At 43.3% G+C, this 18,465-nt stretch carries 15 protein-coding genes; 12 read left to right on the forward strand and 3 right to left on the reverse strand.

Annotated features, from left to right (window positions below; translation table 11 throughout):
* The first annotated feature begins 7 nt into the window (after positions 1 to 7).
* Entirely contained in the window at positions 8 to 1,144 is a 1,137-nt protein-coding gene (locus tag ACZ43I_RS01330; RefSeq protein ID WP_344703617.1) for a glycosyltransferase family 4 protein, read from the forward strand.
* Between the two features lie 18 nt (positions 1,145 to 1,162).
* Positions 1,163 to 2,464 (forward strand): pyrimidine-nucleoside phosphorylase, encoded by a 1,302-nt coding sequence (locus tag ACZ43I_RS01335; protein ID WP_344703619.1) that lies wholly within the window; start codon positions 1,163 to 1,165, stop codon positions 2,462 to 2,464.
* 63 nt (positions 2,465 to 2,527) lie between these two features.
* Here ACZ43I_RS01335 and ACZ43I_RS01340 read toward each other — a convergent pair whose 3' ends face one another.
* Positions 2,528 to 3,457, reverse strand: a complete 930-nt coding sequence (locus tag ACZ43I_RS01340) for a GGDEF domain-containing protein (protein ID WP_344703621.1) — start codon at positions 3,455 to 3,457, stop codon at positions 2,528 to 2,530.
* Between the two features lie 356 nt (positions 3,458 to 3,813).
* On the opposite strand from ACZ43I_RS01340, the gene ACZ43I_RS01345 reads away from it, so the two are divergent.
* The 9 genes from ACZ43I_RS01345 (at position 3,814) to ACZ43I_RS01385 (ending at position 14,334) form a co-directional block, all read left to right on the forward strand.
* The gene (locus tag ACZ43I_RS01345; RefSeq protein ID WP_344703623.1) at positions 3,814 to 4,218 is read left to right on the forward strand and encodes a response regulator transcription factor; all 405 of its coding nucleotides are present in this window, start codon (positions 3,814 to 3,816) and stop codon (positions 4,216 to 4,218) included.
* Between the two features lie 75 nt (positions 4,219 to 4,293).
* Positions 4,294 to 5,205: a hypothetical protein gene (locus ACZ43I_RS01350; protein WP_344703625.1), complete on the forward strand. Its 912-nt coding sequence runs from the start codon at positions 4,294 to 4,296 to the stop codon at positions 5,203 to 5,205.
* A complete protein-coding gene (locus ACZ43I_RS01355; RefSeq protein ID WP_344703627.1) occupies positions 5,192 to 6,604 on the forward strand; it encodes a glycosyltransferase family 2 protein in 1,413 nt (470 codons plus the stop codon). Before ACZ43I_RS01350 ends, ACZ43I_RS01355 begins: the two co-directional genes overlap by 14 nt.
* Positions 6,604 to 8,727, forward strand: coding sequence for a hypothetical protein (locus tag ACZ43I_RS01360; protein WP_344703629.1), 2,124 nt, complete (start codon positions 6,604 to 6,606; stop codon positions 8,725 to 8,727). Before ACZ43I_RS01355 ends, ACZ43I_RS01360 begins: the two co-directional genes overlap by 1 nt.
* Positions 8,728 to 8,837: 110 nt before the next feature.
* Positions 8,838 to 9,986: a UTP--glucose-1-phosphate uridylyltransferase gene (locus ACZ43I_RS01365; protein WP_344703631.1), complete on the forward strand. Its 1,149-nt coding sequence runs from the start codon at positions 8,838 to 8,840 to the stop codon at positions 9,984 to 9,986.
* Positions 9,987 to 10,039: 53 nt separating this feature from the next.
* Positions 10,040 to 10,708, forward strand: a complete 669-nt coding sequence (trhA, locus tag ACZ43I_RS01370; RefSeq protein WP_344703649.1) for a PAQR family membrane homeostasis protein TrhA — start codon at positions 10,040 to 10,042, stop codon at positions 10,706 to 10,708.
* Positions 10,709 to 10,786: 78 nt separating this feature from the next.
* Complete coding sequence (gene proC, locus ACZ43I_RS01375) at positions 10,787 to 11,590, forward strand: pyrroline-5-carboxylate reductase (protein WP_344703633.1); 804 nt, start codon at positions 10,787 to 10,789, stop codon at positions 11,588 to 11,590.
* Between the two features lie 76 nt (positions 11,591 to 11,666).
* Positions 11,667 to 13,223, forward strand: a complete 1,557-nt coding sequence (locus tag ACZ43I_RS01380) for an amidohydrolase (protein ID WP_344703635.1) — start codon at positions 11,667 to 11,669, stop codon at positions 13,221 to 13,223.
* Positions 13,224 to 13,236: 13 nt separating this feature from the next.
* Complete coding sequence (locus ACZ43I_RS01385) at positions 13,237 to 14,334, forward strand: NAD/NADP octopine/nopaline dehydrogenase family protein (protein ID WP_344703637.1); 1,098 nt, start codon at positions 13,237 to 13,239, stop codon at positions 14,332 to 14,334.
* 121 nt (positions 14,335 to 14,455) lie between these two features.
* On the opposite strand, the gene ACZ43I_RS01390 is transcribed toward ACZ43I_RS01385, so the two are convergent.
* Both ACZ43I_RS01390 and ACZ43I_RS01395 read right to left on the reverse strand, forming a co-directional pair.
* Complete coding sequence (locus ACZ43I_RS01390; RefSeq protein ID WP_344703639.1) at positions 14,456 to 15,853, reverse strand: alanine/glycine:cation symporter family protein; 1,398 nt, start codon at positions 15,851 to 15,853, stop codon at positions 14,456 to 14,458.
* A 27-nt stretch (positions 15,854 to 15,880) separates the two neighbouring features.
* On the reverse strand, positions 15,881 to 17,326 hold the full coding sequence (locus tag ACZ43I_RS01395; protein WP_344703641.1) for an alpha-amylase: 1,446 nt from the start codon (positions 17,324 to 17,326) through the stop codon (positions 15,881 to 15,883).
* A gap of 188 nt (positions 17,327 to 17,514) precedes the next feature.
* On the opposite strand from ACZ43I_RS01395, the gene ACZ43I_RS01400 reads away from it, so the two are divergent.
* Complete coding sequence (locus ACZ43I_RS01400) at positions 17,515 to 18,429, forward strand: mechanosensitive ion channel (protein WP_464761676.1); 915 nt, start codon at positions 17,515 to 17,517, stop codon at positions 18,427 to 18,429.
* Positions 18,430 to 18,465: the final 36 nt, after the last annotated feature.

Below are 18,465 nucleotides of genomic sequence, written 5' to 3' on the forward strand. Positions count from 1 at the left end.
AGACCGTATGAAGATAGCAATTGTCACGGAGACATTTCTACCATCGACTGATGGGATAGTGACGAGATTGACGAAAGCGATAGATTACTTTATACGGGAAGGACACGAAGTTCTGGTCATTGCGCCGGACCTTGGTGTGTACGACTATAAAGGTGCAAAAGTGATCGGTATCAAACCGATCACTTTCCCTTTTTATAGATACCGTAAATGGGGGGTCCCTTCTCGTAAAGTGTACCATGAATTGAAAAAATTCCAGCCTGACGTAGTACACGCGGTCAATCCAATCCTTCTCGCAACAAGTGCAGTGAAGGCTGCACAGAAACTTGATATTCCGCTTGTCTCCTCCTATCACACTCATCTGCCAAAGTATCTGGATTTCTATAAAGCGTATAAGCCGGCGAAACCGCTTCTATGGTGGTATATCAAACGCAACCATAAAAATGCGGATTTGAATCTTGTCACCTCACAGGCCATCCGTAGGGAACTTGATGCCCAAGGCATCAAGCGTCTGGATGTCATTCCACGTGGAGTGGACGTGGACCATCGGCATCCACGGTTTCGCGATGATAAGATGAGGGAATGGCTGACCGGAGGAAAGCCATCTAATAAGTTGCTAGTATTCATCGGCAGGATAGCGATAGAAAAGGAACTGCATAAATTGGTGCCGTTACTTGAGAAGCGTACCGATATAAGCTTAGCTATGGTCGGCGACGGTCCAGCACGGGCAGAGATTGAAAAGCGTTTTAAGGGTACAAATACGGTATTTACCGGCTTCATCCATGGAGAAGAATTGTCGAAGGCATTTGCTTCTGGAGATGCTTTTATCTTCCCATCAGTTTCTGAAACCCTTGGGCTTGTCATTTTGGAATCGATGGCTTCAGGTCTACCTGTCATTGCCGCCGAAAGTGGACCAACTAATGAACAAGTTGAACATGGTGTCAATGGCATGCTGTTTGAGAATGAAAATCTTGAAAGTATGCTCGAGGCGGTTTCTGTCCTTGAAGATCCAGAACATCTTGACTTGATGCGCAGGAATGCCAGAAAAGAAGCGCTGGACTTTGCATGGGATAAGACTTCCCAAAGATTGATAGATTTTTATATGGAGGCGCGTGACCGACACTCTGTTGGAAATAAAACTATATAGTGTGGAAGGAAGATATGTATGAGAATGGTCGATATAATTGCTAAAAAGCGTGATAATGGAGAACTTACCAAAGAAGAGATCCAGTACTTTATAGACGGCTATACGAAAGGGGATATCCCGGACTATCAGGCATCCGCCCTACTGATGGCTGTATTCTTTAATGACATGACCCAAACAGAACGGGCAGAACTTACAATGGCAATGGTCAAATCCGGAGATGAAATCGATCTTTCAGCAATCAGTGGCGTTAAAGTGGATAAGCATTCGACAGGTGGAGTGGGAGATACCACGACACTCGTTCTGGCACCGCTAGTGGCGGCCCTAGATGTGCCTGTAGCCAAAATGAGTGGGCGTGGACTTGGCCATACAGGCGGAACAATCGACAAACTTGAGGCGGTAGAAGGATTCCACGTCGAGATTACAGACAAGGAATTCACAGACATCGTCAATCGTGACAAAGTGGCGGTCATAGGCCAATCCGGCAACTTGACCCCAGCAGATAAAAAAATCTATGCATTACGTGATGTCACGGCGACAGTCAATTCGATTCCCCTGATTGCAAGCTCAATCATGAGTAAGAAGATTGCTTCGGGCGCTGACGCAATCGTCCTTGACGTTAAAACAGGGGATGGCGCCTTCATGAAGCATGAGGAAGACGCCGTCGCACTTGCGGAAGCAATGGTATCAATCGGCAATAACGTAGGCCGTAATACAATGGCGATCATATCAAGCATGTCAGAGCCACTTGGTTATGCCATCGGCAACGCCCTGGAAGTCAAAGAGGCCATTGAAACACTTAAAGGTGAAGGACCTGAAGACCTGACCAGACTATGCTTGGAACTCGGTGCACAGATGGCAGTCCTTGGGGGAGCTGCAGAAAGCTTGGTTGAAGCAAAAGAAAAGCTCCAGGCGGTCATTGATGATGGACAGGCGCTTGAGAAATTTAAAACCTTCTTGAAGAATCAAGGTGGCGATCCGACTGTAGTCGACGATGTATCGCGGCTGCCTAAAGCGGATTATCAATATGAGGTTAAGTCAAAAGAGAGTGGCTTCGTGGAAGAAATCAGGGCTGAAGAAATCGGTATTGCATCGGCAATGCTTGGAGCTGGGCGCCAGACCAAGGAAGATGTTATTGATCTGGCTGTAGGCCTTGTGCTTAAGAAAAAGGTTGGCGATCCTGTAGAAGTTGGCGAAACACTTGCTGTCATCCACAGCAATACAGAAGATGTGTCAGAGGTTGAAGCCAAAATTCTCAAGGATTATAAAATTGGCAGTAACAAAGTGAATATTGAACTTGTAAGACAAGTCATCACCGGATAAAACTCCCTTCTAGGGAGTTTTTTTGATTGCGTTGCTCAATCAGAGGCCATTGGGGTTTATCAGCTAAAGGAGGTCGCAGCAGACTTGATTGCGTCCCATTGCTTTAGCCTTATAAAGATGTTCGTCGGCTTTTGGGTACAATTCCTCTACACTATCCACCTGGTCCGGATATACAGCAACTCCAAGAGATATGGTCACCTTGATTACTGTACCGTCGAGTGTAGTGAAAGTACTATCTTCGATCGCTGATCTGAAGATTTCGGCGAGTTGTGCAGCTTGCGCCATTGTGTAATCATTAAGTATTACGGCAAATTCTTCTCCTCCTATACGTGCCATAAGTCCTTCACTGACGAGGGAGGATAATTCATGAGTCACTGCTTTTAGGATTCTATCACCTTCAGCGTGTCCATAATTATCATTGAAGGATTTAAAGTGGTCAATATCAATCAAGATCATTGCGGCATTTCTCGTCCCACTTAGTCTATTCATTTGTTCATCAAAGATCCGCCGGTTGTAGACTCCGGTAAGTCCGTCAGTGGAAGCTTCCATTTCGTATTTTTGTAAAAGATTTTCAGAACGGATCATGTAATTGATGACCGACGCTCCTACGGTTATACTGAGAAATGAGAGGCACAGATAATAAAATGAACTGATCAATGTTCTGTCGAAGGCCGGTCCGGTCCATAAAAGAGAAGACAAATATTCAAGGTTGAGCACAAGTGTGAATAAAAACAATTTGAAGTACCTCTGTCTGTTCTGCAGAAGAAAATCGAGTAGGAAGAGGGCAGAGAACAGACGCAGTAGATCAGGGAGTGAGATTGTGGGTATGGCCAGCGGCGAGAAGCCAATCCATATCATAAAGATAAGGCTGCCGATGGCGTATGCACCTCTTCCCGTAAACACGAAGGAAAGTACCAGAACCACCATGCTTAAGCTGAAAAAAACTTCACCATGTGCTACTACTGCATAATAATTTAGGATAATGGCGAACATGCCGCTCATAGATCCTCCGTATAATGCTTTAGAACTTTTTTTCCGTAAAAAGCTTAATAGCCTCCATTTAAGCTGAAAATAAATGTATATGAAAGTAATCAACATACAAAAAAGTATGAACATATCCATGATCATTTTATATACCTCCGCCCTAGCTCAAAGCTCGACCACAGTGATTGAATCCAGCTATTGAAGTATCGTTCTCCACATGCAATTTTTCAGTATATACATAAGTCTATCATAGTATTTGTAAAATAATCTTTAATTAATGATAACGATAGACACGTGAATTAAAAAATTTATAACATTTGTAATTTAATGTATGATTAAAAATATAATAATAAGGAAGTGAAGAAATGTCCGAACATCCAGTTGAGATTCACATCGTTGAACCTGACCCGGTCTTCTTAAGAATACTTTTACGTACATTGGAAGATTATGAAGCATTCGAAAGCGTATTGGTACATGGCTATGAAAATGGTCATGAATTTCTCGAACACTATGAATATAAAGGCATCTATTGCATATTCATCATCAATGATGTGCTCCCTAAAAAAAATGGTACAGAAATTGCCAAAAGGATTCGAAAAGATGATTCTAAAAGCACCATCTACTTCATGACCCGCTCCAATACCGAAGAAGAGATGGTATATGCGCTGAATTCTGGAGTAGATGGATATTTCATAAAACCTTTCAACCTTAAGGTGTTTCAAGCAAAAGTAAATAGGCTGCTTGATAAAGGGGAGAAAATATGGAACTAGAGATTCAGATTATGCTTGTGACTATAGGTTTGTTCTCGTCACTAGTCATCTCAATGACGCTACTTCTTATATACCGTGGTTGGCAAAAACGAAAAAAGATTCAAAAAAACGGCATTATATATTACCAATAATCTCGATCACTGGTTCAATCATCTGTTTTACGGGGATGAACTGAAACAGATAACGCCTTTAAAAAAGTATGAGATTGAAGCAGTTGAGAAAATATTTTTCATCTTTTTGAATAATGGACATTCAGAGGAAATAGATAAAAGAATCCAAGCATTTGCCTCTGTATACTTTGCAACAGAGTATCATCGTCTGTTAAAACACGGCATATGGGCAAAACGTGTGAATACATTGAATAAAATCATCCAGTTCAGGGTGCCAGGTTTCAGCGGATTGTATACCCGTAGAAAGATCATGCGGTTATCACGTTTTGAATACTTTTTGTATTTTACATACCTTTCCATTTTTGACATGACAAGATTTATAGAAACCTTTTTCATGAGGAAAGATCTTTCAGAATACGAATATAAAAAGATATTCAATAAACTTGATGATGAACAGACAGGAATACTTAGGCAGCACTTCGGAAAGATGTCTGATACAGCCAGATATTCTTTGATAGCCAGAACTTCATATATACCTACCAAAGATTCAATCATATGGCTCGAATCCCTTTTGGATTCTAAAGAAGCAGAGATAAGGATAAGGGTCCTTAAAGCGATTAAAACAATTGGCATGATCTATCAGAAGGAAAGATACATGAACTTTAAAGATTCCGGTACATGGGAGGAACGCATGCTTATCATGAGACTCTCACCCCTTGTCGGGAGAGAGATGATACCTCTCTTAGTCAAAGGTATGGATGATGCGAATGAATGGGTGAAAAAAGCATCTGAAGAATCACTGGGCCATTTTAAGACACAGTTGAAAAGTTGGTCCGTACCGCTTGATGGAGGGGGTTATAAAGATGGAGTTGAATGAAGCGGGTATTGTATTGGGGTGGGCCATAATTCTTTATATGGCTCTACTCATCTTCTCTTATATGATCATGATTTTCTCTGCCTACCGCTCTTTAGTCAGGCAGAAAAATCTGGATGCAGAATTTCTGGAAGAGGAATTCAATATGAACATATTCACTAAACCGGTCTCGATCCTGGTCCCAGCGTATAATGAAGCCTCCGGGATCATAGAATCAATCCATTCCTTAATTAACTTGAGGTATCCGGAGTCTGAAATCATCATAATTGATGATGGTTCGCTCGATGAAACAGCCCAAGTGGTTATCGATGCCTTCGATATGCAGAAAGTGTATAAGGAGAAGGATAAACCACTTGAAACGCAGCCAATCAAGAGCATCTTCCAATCACGGGTCCATCCGAAGATATCTATGATCTGTAAAGTCAACGGCGGAAAAGCGGATGCCCTGAATGCGGGGATCAATTTATCTAGATATCCCTACTTCTGTTCCATTGATGGTGATTCCATACTGGATGAAAATTCACTTCTCAAAGTGATGCGGCCAATCATCACTTCAGATGGTGAGGTGGTCGCAGCAGGAGGGAATGTCCGCATTGCAAACGGCAACGATATCCATTTAGGCTCAATTGTCCAACGCCAATTTATGAGACGACCTTTGATTCAGATGCAGATCATTGAATACTTGAGAGCATTCATGTTGGGGCGCATATTTCTGAGCAGATTCAATATGGTGCTCATCATTTCCGGTGCATTCAGTGTATTTTCGAAGCAACGCGTGGTAGAAGCAGGCGGCTACACCTCTGGGGTCATGGGAGAAGATATGGAACTTGTAATCAAGGTCCATGAATTGCTGAGAGAGAAAAAAACTGGTGAGAGGATAGAGTTTGTTCCTGAACCAGTATGCTGGACCGAGGCCCCGACAACATTTAAAGTGCTGAGGCGGCAGCGGCGCAGATGGAGTCAGGGGCTGATTGAAAGTTTATGGCGTCATAAACATATGACCTTGAACCCAAAATATGGACGGATAGGGTTAATCGCTCTGCCTTATTTCTGGCTATTCGAAACATTCGGAGCGATAGTTGAAATCACAGGATACATATATATCGTCATTGCGTTATTCGGTGATGCTTTATATACGGAAATGGCAGTGCTTCTGATGTTGACATTCATTCTGTATGGTTCAATATTCTCGATATTTTCTTTGCTCGTCGAGGCATGGAGCACCGATAGTTATTCCAGGCCGCGGTATACGCTTTCTCTAGTGCTACTCGCCCTTACAGAGACATTTTGGTATCGCCCACTAACCTTGATATGGAGGATGGAAGGACTATTAAATTTCATAAGGAAGAAGCAAGTGTGGGGACAGATGGAGAGAAAGGGACTAGGGAGGGATTCAAGGTAATGAAAAAATACCTGGTTATACTTCTGCTGGTTGTGATTGGAGTTACTGTTGCATACAGTTTAAGTTTCAATAAGGAGAAGGAGGAGCATGAAATGCAACCTGCGCGGGTCTCAGATGATCGTTTCGAAATCAACACTCCAGAAGGATGGGAGGAAATCACCATAAAAGGAGTTAATATGGGCATGGCCAAACCTGGCTACTTCCCAGGAGAAGCAGCAATTGAAGAAGAGGAGTATGCCCGCTGGTTTGAACAGATTGGTGAAATGGGTGCAAACACAATACGGGTATATACGTTGCATCCTCCCGCTTTCTATAATGCGTTACATCGGTATAATAAGAAGAACGAGAATAGGCCACTATATATCATGCATGGGCTCTGGGCAGACGAAAAAAAGATGCATGAAGGGAAAGATGCCTATAAGACCGAATTGAACGAAGAGTTTGATCAGGACATCAAAAATGTTGTGGATGCAGTCCATGGAAACGGTGAAATCGAAGAAGAACCAGGCAAGGCCTCTGGGAACTATAGAAAAGATATTTCACCGTATGTGATCGGCTGGGTAATGGGAGTCGAATGGTACCCGCCTTTTGTAATCGGAACCAATGAAAAACATCAGGATATTGGCGACTATGATGGTGAATTCTATTCTACAGATGGGGCGTCCCCGTTCGAACATTGGCTTGCTAAGAAGATGGACTTCATTACAAGTTATGAAAATGGCAATTATGGTACAGCACGTCCAATGAGCTTTACAAACTGGGTGACGACCGACATTTTAGATCATCCTTCGGACTCTTCTGATATGGAAGATAAAGTCAGTGTCGATCCAAATGTCATTTATACCAAGGGGCTTATGGAGAATGTGGGGCAGTATGCCTCCTACCACATTTATCCTTATTATCCAGACTTTCTTAACTATGATGAGAAATACGTTAATTTTAAAGATCATCGGGGTGAGTACAATAATTACGCCGGTTACCTGGATGAAATGAAAGAGCGACATCGATTGCTCATACTTGTCGCTGAATTTGGTGTGCCGGCTTCCAGGGGGCTGACCCACCGTAACCCATTCGGCCTGAACCAGGGTTTTCATTCCGAAAAAGAGCAAGGAGAGATCGTTGCCCGACTTTTTGAAGATATCATGCATGCGGATATGATGGGAGGTTTGATCTTTACATGGCAGGATGAATGGTTTAAGAGGACATGGAATACCATGGATTATGACGATCCGGACCGACGTCCATTCTGGTCCAACGCTCAGACTAACGAACAGCAATTTGGGCTCTTGAGTTTTGATACGCATAAGATCAAAGTGGATGGTAAACCTTCGGATTGGTCCAACGACTCTCTTTATAAGGGGGACGGACAGCTGCAGTCGTTGGCTATGGACCACGACGAACGCTATCTTTACTTGAAAATTGAGCACGCTCCAGAAATGAAGGGACAGATTGAAGTTGCTTTGGATGTTGTGCCGGGGCAAGGGAACACCGACCTCAATCAAGGATTGAAAGCTGATTCGGGTGTGGATTTTCTCGTCAAACTGAATGAAGGGACTTCTAGGGTTGTAGTGGATGATTATTATGATTTCTTCAATTTCCAATATGGACATACACTGAACATGATTGAGGGCGGAGAAAAGCCTTCAGTCGACTCCGGAGTATTCAACACAATCAAGCTCGCGCTCAACAAGGAATATCATCTGCCCGATCGAGGGGAGACTTTGCCTTTTGAATCACATGAAACTGGAAAGTTGCGGGAAGGGAATGGCAATCCTGAAGCAGAAGCCTACGATGCTTTGGCAGATTATAACTGGAACCGCAGCGACGGTATAGTCGAAGTACGCCTGCCTTGGCAGCTGATCGGGGCACGCGACCCGAGTCAGCACAAGTTCATCGGAAACATTGTAGAAGAAGGGCTTGATGCTTCGCAGACAATTAAAGGGATAAAGGTCGGAGTAGTGGCGATAGAAGATGATAGGATTATCGATGGTCTACCACGACTTCAGGAAAAGATGCTTTCCCTTCAGGCCATGTATAAATGGAAGGCCTGGGATATGCCGGATTCGAAGGAACGGTTGAAATCGTCCTACTATATACTCAAAGAGACTTTTGACGAATATTGAATCTGATGACTGAATTAGATTTTAAGGATGCGGACTACCGTCATCATTTTTTATATTTTTACAGTTCCATAGATATACATTATAATTAAGAAAATGATTTGTGGAGGATAATGATGATAAAGACAATGATACCCCAATACGACAAACTGGAAAGAAATGAACAGGAAGAAGTGGAACATCAATTCCAAACACTTGATATGAATGAAATCAAGGAAGTGTTTGATGATGTCTACCGAAATCCGACACTAGTTGATATGAGAAGCATCGCTGAAATTCCTTATACTACACCTGAAGAACTGGATGAACATATGTTGCATGAAATGACGCTTGATGCAATGGCGGACGGTCAGGTGGGTGTACTGCTGATGGCAGGCGGTCAAGGGACCCGTCTTGAGCACAAAGGACCGAAAGGTACATTCTCATTTGATGGCCATTCCTTATTCGAATTGCAGGCAAAACAACTCAAAGCGTTCCAGGAAGAAGTGAATGTGTCTGTACCATGGTTCATCATGACGAGCGACATCAACCATGAAGAAACTAAGCAGTTCTTCTCCACGCACAATCATTTTGATTTGGACGCAGACAATATCCATTTCTTTAAACAGGAACATTTCCCGGCGTTATCAAAAGATGGGGAACTGCTGCTTGATGCTGACAAGAATATATTGATGACCCCAAACGGCAATGGAGGGATATTCAATGCGCTGAAGGATTCAGGTATGTTGGAGCATATGAAAGAGTTGGGTATCAGGCATGTATTCATGAACAACGTTGATAATGTAGTGGTCAAGGTGGCGGATCCGCTACTTGTCGGACTCCATATTCAAAATGACAATGAAGTGACATCCAAGTCGATAGAACCGGTGGCGGGTGAAAGTGTTGGACGTTTGTGCCTACTGGAAGATCAGAAGAGCGTAGTTGAATATACTGAATTGCCTGAGGGTCAAGAGGAAAACTTCAGGAATGGGAATATCGGTATACATGTTTTCAATATCGAGTTTCTTGAAAAGGTAGCTGACGTAAAAATGCCCTATCATCTTGCATTGAAAAAATTGGAGCATCTCGATGATGATTTGAAGATCATTAAGGCGGAGGCCCTTAAATTCGAAAAATTTTATTTTGATGCGTTCCAGTTTGCAAAAACTCATATGACACTACAAGTCGGTCGGAAGGGTGAATTTTCGCCACTTAAAAACAAGATGGGGAAAGACAGTGTCGAAACAGCTAGGCGGGACTTGATGGATGAAGGCTTGATATAATGTTTTTAAAGCATACAGGTACACGCGGCCCTTTATACAGAAAACAGCACGATATGAGGGGCAGAGTCGTGGATTCATTGAAACACATGGTCCCACTGTCTTTCGGAGAAGAAGTCGGCAATAGCGTCAGCCACGGTGTAGCAGCCATCATATTTATATTGCTGTTGCCCTTTACGGCAGTCTATATGTATGAGAATGGTGGCGTGATGCATGCTGTGGGTGGCTCCATCTATGTCATCAGCATCTTCTCCATGTTCCTGACTTCTACTCTTTATCATGCCATGGCTCATAATACGAAACATAAATATACCATGCGTCTGCTTGATCATAGCTTTATATTTGTTGCTATTGCAGGCACTTATACACCCATTGCCCTGTCAGTGATCGGCGGCACTTGGGGCACAGTGACCCTGATTATCCAATGGACGGTGGCAGTATTAGGCATTTTATATAAAGTGCTGAGTCCAAAAGTGAGCAACAGGGTGAGTCTGACGGTCTATCTCATCATGGGATGGATGGCAGTCATCTTCTTCCCGAGAATATTAGCGAATACAGATTGGGTATTTTTATTTATGATTACATTGGGAGGCGTGAGCTACACGGTGGGAGCTTGGTTTTACGCACAGAAGACACGTCGGTATTTCCATATGATATGGCATTTCTTCATCATAATAGCGAGTTTTCTACACTATGTTGGCATTGTTTTCTATATCCAACCTTGATTAGAGTGCCATTTTAAATATTCGTTTCAGTTTGTTATGATTGTTACTGTCCGTAAAATCAAAAATGGAGCTGATCTTATGAAAATCGTATTTTATGGTGCGGGTAATATGGCGAGTGCCATCTTTATAGGGATGATTGAAAATAAAGTGGTAAAACCAGAAGATATATATTTGACGAGCAAAAGTCAGAAAGAGAAAATAAAATTCTTTCAAGATAAACTGGGAGTCAATATCTCTTATGATGATTCAGAGCTGTTGAAGAATGCAGATTATGTCATCTTAGCGAGCAAGCCGCAAAGTTTTCCTGATGTAGCCAAGAGGCTGCGCCCATACCTGGAAGAAGCGACGAAGATTATTTCCGTTATGGCAGGCACCCAGATTAAAACAATCAGAAGAGAACTTAAAAGTGACAATCCAATAGCTAGGTTGATGCCGAACACTAATGCGATGGTTCAGCATTCCGTCAGCGGTATCAGCTACTCCGAAAACTTTCCGGATAAGGATGAGCTTGTGGAATTGATGGAGAGTTTTGGCACGACCGTGGTAGTGGAAGAAGATGCAATGCATAACATTACTGCTGCAACAGGTTCGGGATCGGCCTTCCTATATTATATTTATGAGAAGTATGCAGAGAGTCTCATGGAGCTTGGATTCGATGAAAACGAAGCCATGTTCCTGACGACAAACCTTGTTATCGGCGCTGGTAAAATGGTGGAGGATTCCGATCTGTCGTTCAGTCAACTAAGGAAGAATATCACTTCAAAGCGGGGAACGACTGAAGCGGGATTGGACGCTTTAGATGGTGAAGGAATTAAGAGCATCTTGATGACAACATTAAATGCGGCAGCTAACCGCAGTGAAGAACTGAGCCAGGATGATTAATTCAACCATTTTGTAAGATAATGATGAATGCTTCATATATAATGTATATATGAGGCATTTTTTCTGGAGGTAATGAATGAAGACATTATATTATAATGGGAATATATATACGATGAAGCGTCCGGAAGATAGGGTGGAGTCTGTCCTTGTAGAGGATGGGACTATTCAAGGGACAGGGAGTTTCTCGGAATTCCAACATGAAACAGATAACCTGGTAGATCTGGAAGGTGCTACAATGCTGCCGGGATTGACCGACACACACATGCACCTTGTCATGTTGGGGAAAAAATTAAAATCACTCACACTCAATGAAGTCAATGATATGAATATGATGAAAAAATTGATCTCAGAATTTGATTCGAAGGACAAATGGAATATCATTTTGGGCTATGATGAGAATAATTTTCCTGATCAATATAAAATGAAGCGCGAAGAGTTGGATATGCTGACCCATAAACCAACACTGATCACCCGTGTGTGCCATCACGCCGGATTGATCAACACGGAAGTGATGTCGCATCTCGGCCTTGATAGTACGACAGAGGATCCGGAAGGTGGATATTTCGAAAGGGATGCGGACGGGGAATTGACAGGGTGGGTCTATGATAAGGCTTTTGAGAAGGTCAGAGCGGAGACGGTGGAAGATGATATCGACTCAATAAGCGATGACATATCAACAGCAGTCGATCATCTCCATTCGTATGGCATCACCAATGTCCATACAGAGGATATGTCCTATCACGGTCCTTATCAAGTGCCCCATGGGGCATATCTCAAGACGGTAGGGCCTGAGGGTAAAAAGATCCGGGTCAATCTGCTTCGGCACGAACAGGTTTACGATGACATGGTTACAGATGAGCCGGATTACCTAAAAGACTGGATTGAACCTGATGCCATGAAACTTTTCATGGATGGCGCTTTTGGTGGTAAAACCGCTCTTGTTAAAGACCCTTATGAAGGCACGGCTGAGCATGGACTGCAGATCCACTCCCAGGAAGATCTGGAATCGCTCATTCTGAAGGCCCGATGTAATAAAGATGCAGTAGCAGTGCATGTCATAGGAGATAGAGCGTGTGAGATGGTGGTGGACGCCATCGAAAAACATCCGGCTCCTGAAGGTAAACACGACAGATTGATCCACACAAGCCTGCTGAACCCAGCATTGCTTGAGAGGATGGCTAAACTGAGTATCATATGCGATGTACAACCGACCTTTCTGACGTCGGACATGCCCTGGGTCGAGAGATATCTTGGGAAAGCGCGTCTTGAATACCTTTATCCATTCAAGACAATGCTCGATCATGGCTTGATACTCGGGGGATCGTCTGATGCCCCTATCGAAGCAGCCGATCCGATGCATGGGATCCATACACTTGTAACACGTCGTGGGGAGAGCAAGGTCTACAATGAAAGTGAATGCATCAGCCGGTATGAAGCATTTAAAATGTATACGCATGATGCTGCTGCAATCATCTATAAAGGTGACAGGGCGGGGTTGATCGATGCAGGCTATTACGCTGACTTTGCGATATTTGAGCGTGACGTCATGCAGATGCCGCCTGAGGAATTATTGACCACAAAAGTAATAAAAACAATCGTCGACGGCGAAGTCGTCTACGATGGACAACCATAGAAGGAGGGATTTGATGGGTTTGAAAATAGGGATTTTTGGTGCCGGCAATGGTGGAATCACTGCGGCCGCTGATATGACTGAGAAGGGTCACCAGGTGACACTTTTTCAGTCGCCGCAATCAAAGAAGGATTTGAGTCAAATTGAGGAGAGTGGAGCAATTTCATTCAATGGAAAACCAATCTCACTCCATAAATTTACACGCGAAGCGGAAGTAGCCGTCAAGGGTCAAGATGTAATAATGCTTACTGTCCCTTCTGTTGCAATTGAACCGGTTGGCGAAACGATCGCACCTTATATTGAGGACGGGCAGTATATACTGATTAATGGCGCAAGTGCAATGTCCAGCCTTCGTTTTAGGCGTGTGCTGCATAATATGAAGGCTGACGTGGATGTGAAAGTAGGCGAGACGATGTCGTTGACCTACGCTTCACGCTATTCATCTGAGAAAAATGAGGCGCAGCTCATTGCCTATAACAAATATAACCTCTTCGCCGCATATCCAGCGAGACATACCGAGGAAATGCTCGAGGTATTCCATCGCATGTACGACTACCTCGAGCCCGCTGAAAATATACTGGAAACAACCTTAAACAACGGTAACCCTGAGAGCCATCCAGGCCCCTCCATACTGAATGCCGGGAGGATCGATTATGCTGGGGATGATTTCTATCTCTACAAAGAAGGAATCACCAAGCATACTGTGAATGTGGTACACAAAATCGATGAAGAGCGTCAGGAGATCTGCAGAGCACTTGGTTTTGATGCACTTTCGAAATCAGAAAGAAGCCTCAGAAGCGGGTATTTTGAAGATGGGCTTACCTTAGATGAACAGTACAACCATTCTAAGGTTTTGAAAGATATAAAGGGGCCTATAGAACTTGACAATCGTTATGTCACAGAAGATGTATCCAACGGGTTAGTACTGTGGGCAAGCATCGGAAAGATGGTTGGGGTTCAAACACCAGTAATGGACTCGGTCATCACGCTGGCAGGGGTCCTTTTGGAACGTGACTATTTCCAGGAGGGTGTGACCTTGGCTAAGCTAGGTATAGAGGATAGCAGTCCGGCACAATTGAATGAAGACATGAAATATAATCATACACGGGACTAAGCCCCAGCTTATTAGGCGAACATATTCTAAAATCAAAAATATGAAATACCCTTCAGTGGTTCTGAGAATACAGAACCACTGAAGGGTATTTTTTAATATGTGCAGAACGGACTGCGTTTAATCAAACTCGTCCATCTCCCACATCTTTCTGATAGTACTTTGGATCGTTGAAGAATTCTTTCTTCAATTCGATGATCTTTGGAGAAAGTAGTATTATGGCGATGATATTCGGTAATACTACGAAGAACAAAGTGAGATCAAGGAAGGCCCATAAGGCAGTTGCTCCCCCTACCGCCCCAACGACGATCGAAATGACGTAGATACTCTTCATGACTGTGCCGGCCCATAGGCCGAAGAGGTACTCTGCTTGCCGTGCGCCATAAAAAACGACTACCGTTATGGTCGAGAAGACAAATATAACCAAGGCTATCGATACTACATAACTTCCGATCGGTCCAAAAGATTCTTCGAAGGCCCGGGTCGTCAAAGCTTCCCTGACACTTTCCTTATGTGCATCACTCTGTTGCCATACACCCGTCGTTAGGACGACCAACGCTGTAACTGTACAAATAATCAGGGTATCAACCAGAATTTGGATCACGGCCCAAAAAGCTTGACGAATCGGATGATCTGTCTGGGCAGCGGCATGTGCAATTGGAGAAGTACCTAACCCCGCTTCATTGCTGTAGATGCCGCGTGCGAAGCCCCACCGTATTGTTTCAGCGAGTACCGCACCAGCTCCGCCGCCAAGAGCCGCTGTCGGATTGAAGGCTTCGGTGAAAATCAATCTAAAGGCTGCAGGAACGGCCGAGGCATTCAAAATAAGAATGATGACCCCTGCCAGAATATAAAACAAGGCCATGAAAGGGACGAGGTAAGAAGACACTTTGCCGATGCGTTTCACACCACCAAAGACAACGACGCCGACGGCAATGGCTATAATGACGCCGGTTGCCAGTGGGTTGAATGAGAAGGACTCAGCTATCGTACTGGCGACGGAATTACTCTGCACCATGATGCTTGGTATCAACTCAATTAATAGGAAGGTGGCATACCATGCTGCCAGAAACTTACCGATCATGGGCCATTTTATGCCATTTTTCATATAATAAGTGGGGCCCCCAACATATTCGCCTGCTTTATTTTTCTCCCTATAGTGTACACCGAGTGCAGTTTCTCCAAATTTTAATGCCATGCCGAACACGGCGATGACCCACATCCAGAAAACGGCACCCGGGCCGCCAAGCATTATTGCCACCGGCACACCTACGATATTCGCAGCGCCGATCGTTGAAGATAGGGCTGTGGTAAGTGTCTGGAAAGGTGTGACAGTCCCTCTTCCCCGCGGTTTTTTGCCGATGCTTCCAAAAGTCTGCCTGAAAATATAGAAAGGATAGACAAACTGAAAGAACTTCAACCTGAAAGTTAAGTAGACGCTAGTGAAAAACAACATTATGATAATCGGGTATCCCCAAAGGAACGATGAAATGGCTGTCACTGATTCTATTAATTTCTCCATGGCTTATCCCCTTTGATTAATTATATATTATGCGTCTGGAAGAGCGTATACACTGATGCTCTGACTATCGACGAAGAATTCCCCATTGCCTTCTTCATCGATGTTAACGACATCCTCCCTGTTTTCTGTAACGTCAACCCATTCCTCACCGCTATGCTTGTCGCCCACATACATTTTTTTGACCCCTTCTTCCACACCATTTGAAATGAGGACGGCGCATCCGGAATTTTCGACTTCATCTTCTCCAAAACGCACCCAGCCTATTGTATTGGGGTGGTCGAAGTAATCTTGTTGTTCTCCAAGCGCCTTGTTATGTCTGGCGTATAGAAGAGGATCGATCAATTCTCCCACCCCCTCTTCACCATCCATTCCATAGTAATCTCCGTAGAATACGCAAGGAAATCCATCCTCCCTCAGAAGAATGAGTGCATAGGCGGACTGTTTAAACCAGTCATCAATAAATGACTCAAGAGATTCTCCAGGCTGCGTATCATGATTGTCTACGAAGGTGACGGTGTTCCAAGGATCTTCTTGCACAAGTGTGCCGTCGAATATCTGGGTGAGATCATAGCCTTCATATTCATTTGCAGCTTCAAAAAGATTATAGTGCAATTTGACATCGAAAAGATCTATATCGAATTCCACATCCTTCAAAAATCCTTCTTTTGCTTCTACATCTGGATTCCAGAACTCTCCGAAGAAATATAAGTCACGATCAGCATGTGCTTCCAGCGCTTCTATAAACTCTGCGATAAATGTACTGTCGATATGCTTGACGGCATCCAACCTGAATCCATCGACGTTCAAAGTATCAGTGAGCCATCTGCCCCAACCGATCATCTCTTCTTTGACATCAGGATGATCGTAATCGATGTCTGAGAACATGAGGTAGTCGAAATTACCATATTCGTCATCAACATTACTGTTCCAATCCTTGTAGTCACCCAAGATACGGAAAATCCCTGTCCGGTCTTCTCGTGCATCATAGTCGACTCCACTGAAATGGTTGAAATTCCAAACGAAGTCACTGTATTTTCCATCTCTTCCGGGGAAGAAGAACCGTGTATACCCTTCTATATCAAAAGGCTCAGAAATATCCTTTTCCCGATCTTCCTGATCCACTTCGATGACTTTGAATGTTTCAGTTTCATCTCCGGCAGCCTTATGGTTCATCACAAGATCGATATAGACCAGTAGATCGGCCTCCTTACATGCTGCTATCGCCGCTTCGAGTTGTTCACGCGTACCATATTTGGTGCGGACGTCTCCTTTCTGATCAAATTCACCAAGGTCGTACACATCATAGACTGCATACCCTGGATCTGTCGTACTATCCGCTTTAGTGGGTGGTGGCAGCCATACGGCATCAAAGCCTTTATCCTTTATTCTTTGGGCGTCATCCTTGAGACGGTTCCAATGTTCGCCGTCATCGGGGAGATGCCATTCGAAATATTGCATGATTGTTAAGTTCATTTATGATCCCGTTCCTCTCTATTGTAATACTCTCTTTATAGCCAATATGAGGATAGTTAACCCCAAATATAATATTTTAGTTTTGAAATAAAATGGAAAAATGTGTTTGGGTGCCATAAAACGGGGTAATAGCTAACCATAATACATTTTAAGGAGGTAATTTTTTGGGTAACGTAGGAGATCAGCTAATGTCAGTATTAGACAAGATCATCGCTTTTATACCTAACTTGATCAGTGCACTTTTACTTTTACTGTTAGCTTGGATTATCGCGGTAGTACTTAAAAACATTATTGTAAAAGGTTTGAAGGCAGTTGGCTTCGATAAATGGCTGCAGAAAAAAGAGTTGAGCAGTCCGGACGAAGCTAAAAAAGAATCAGAAGGCCTCATCACTACACTTGGGAAGCTGGCATACTTTCTAGTATTTATCTTGTTCCTGCCACCAGTTTTCGACGCATTGAATATGCAGTCGGTATCGGCTCCAATTAAGGAAATGATGACTGCAGTGCTTAATTTCATTCCGAAACTGCTTGTTGCTGCGGTTCTGATAGTATTGGGGCTGTACTTGGCTAAGATTCTAGGTAGATTGGTTACAAATCTACTCCAGGGCTTAAATATGAGCAGATTCAATTCATACGTAAACTTTGGCGACAAGACAAAAGAAGGAATTGACATTCCACAAGCTTCCGGTGTAGTCATATCAGTACTAGTAGGCCTGTTCTTCGTTGTACAGGCGTTGACAGTATTGAACTTGGAAGTCTTCAATACGATTGGAACAGCAATTATCGCCTATATTCCACTTGTCGTATCAGCCCTCATTATATTGACTCTAGGATTTGTTGGAGGTAATTTACTTTCTACTGTAATAACTAAGAGTACAGGCAATGCTTTTATTGGCGAGATTGCTAAATATCTAATTATAATTGTCGCGGTCTTCATGACGCTTGATCAATTGAATTTCGCACAAAGCATCGTAAATCTGGCATTCTTGATCATCCTTGGCGCTGTAGCTGTTGCTTTCGCAATAAGCTTTGGTATGGGTGGTAAACCGTTTGCTCAAAAACAGCTTGAGAAATTCGAAAATAAAGTAAATGAAAAAGAGTAATATGCATTAGCGTCAACTAAATATGAGTAAAGTAAC

This window comes from Salinicoccus jeotgali (genome assembly GCF_055379195.1).

Bases quoted from the DNA above. Each gene is read 5' to 3' on its own strand.
- ACZ43I_RS01365 (WP_344703631.1), top strand. From the start codon at position 8,838: ATGATGATAAAGACAATGATACCCCAATACGACAAACTGGAAAGAAAT.
- ACZ43I_RS01330 (WP_344703617.1), top strand. From the start codon at position 8: ATGAAGATAGCAATTGTCACGGAGACATTTCTACCATCGACTGATGGG.
- ACZ43I_RS01390 (WP_344703639.1), bottom strand. From the start codon at position 15,853: ATGGAGAAATTAATAGAATCAGTGACAGCCATTTCATCGTTCCTTTGG.
- proC (WP_344703633.1), top strand. From the start codon at position 10,787: ATGAAAATCGTATTTTATGGTGCGGGTAATATGGCGAGTGCCATCTTT.
- ACZ43I_RS01360 (WP_344703629.1), top strand. From the start codon at position 6,604: ATGAAAAAATACCTGGTTATACTTCTGCTGGTTGTGATTGGAGTTACT.
- ACZ43I_RS01400 (WP_464761676.1), top strand. From the start codon at position 17,515: ATGTCAGTATTAGACAAGATCATCGCTTTTATACCTAACTTGATCAGT.
- trhA (WP_344703649.1), top strand. From the start codon at position 10,040: ATGAGGGGCAGAGTCGTGGATTCATTGAAACACATGGTCCCACTGTCT.
- ACZ43I_RS01385 (WP_344703637.1), top strand. From the start codon at position 13,237: ATGGGTTTGAAAATAGGGATTTTTGGTGCCGGCAATGGTGGAATCACT.
- ACZ43I_RS01355 (WP_344703627.1), top strand. From the start codon at position 5,192: ATGGAGTTGAATGAAGCGGGTATTGTATTGGGGTGGGCCATAATTCTT.
- ACZ43I_RS01335 (WP_344703619.1), top strand. From the start codon at position 1,163: ATGAGAATGGTCGATATAATTGCTAAAAAGCGTGATAATGGAGAACTT.
- ACZ43I_RS01340 (WP_344703621.1), bottom strand. From the start codon at position 3,457: ATGTTCGCCATTATCCTAAATTATTATGCAGTAGTAGCACATGGTGAA.
- ACZ43I_RS01345 (WP_344703623.1), top strand. From the start codon at position 3,814: ATGTCCGAACATCCAGTTGAGATTCACATCGTTGAACCTGACCCGGTC.
- ACZ43I_RS01395 (WP_344703641.1), bottom strand. From the start codon at position 17,326: ATGAACTTAACAATCATGCAATATTTCGAATGGCATCTCCCCGATGAC.
- ACZ43I_RS01380 (WP_344703635.1), top strand. From the start codon at position 11,667: ATGAAGACATTATATTATAATGGGAATATATATACGATGAAGCGTCCG.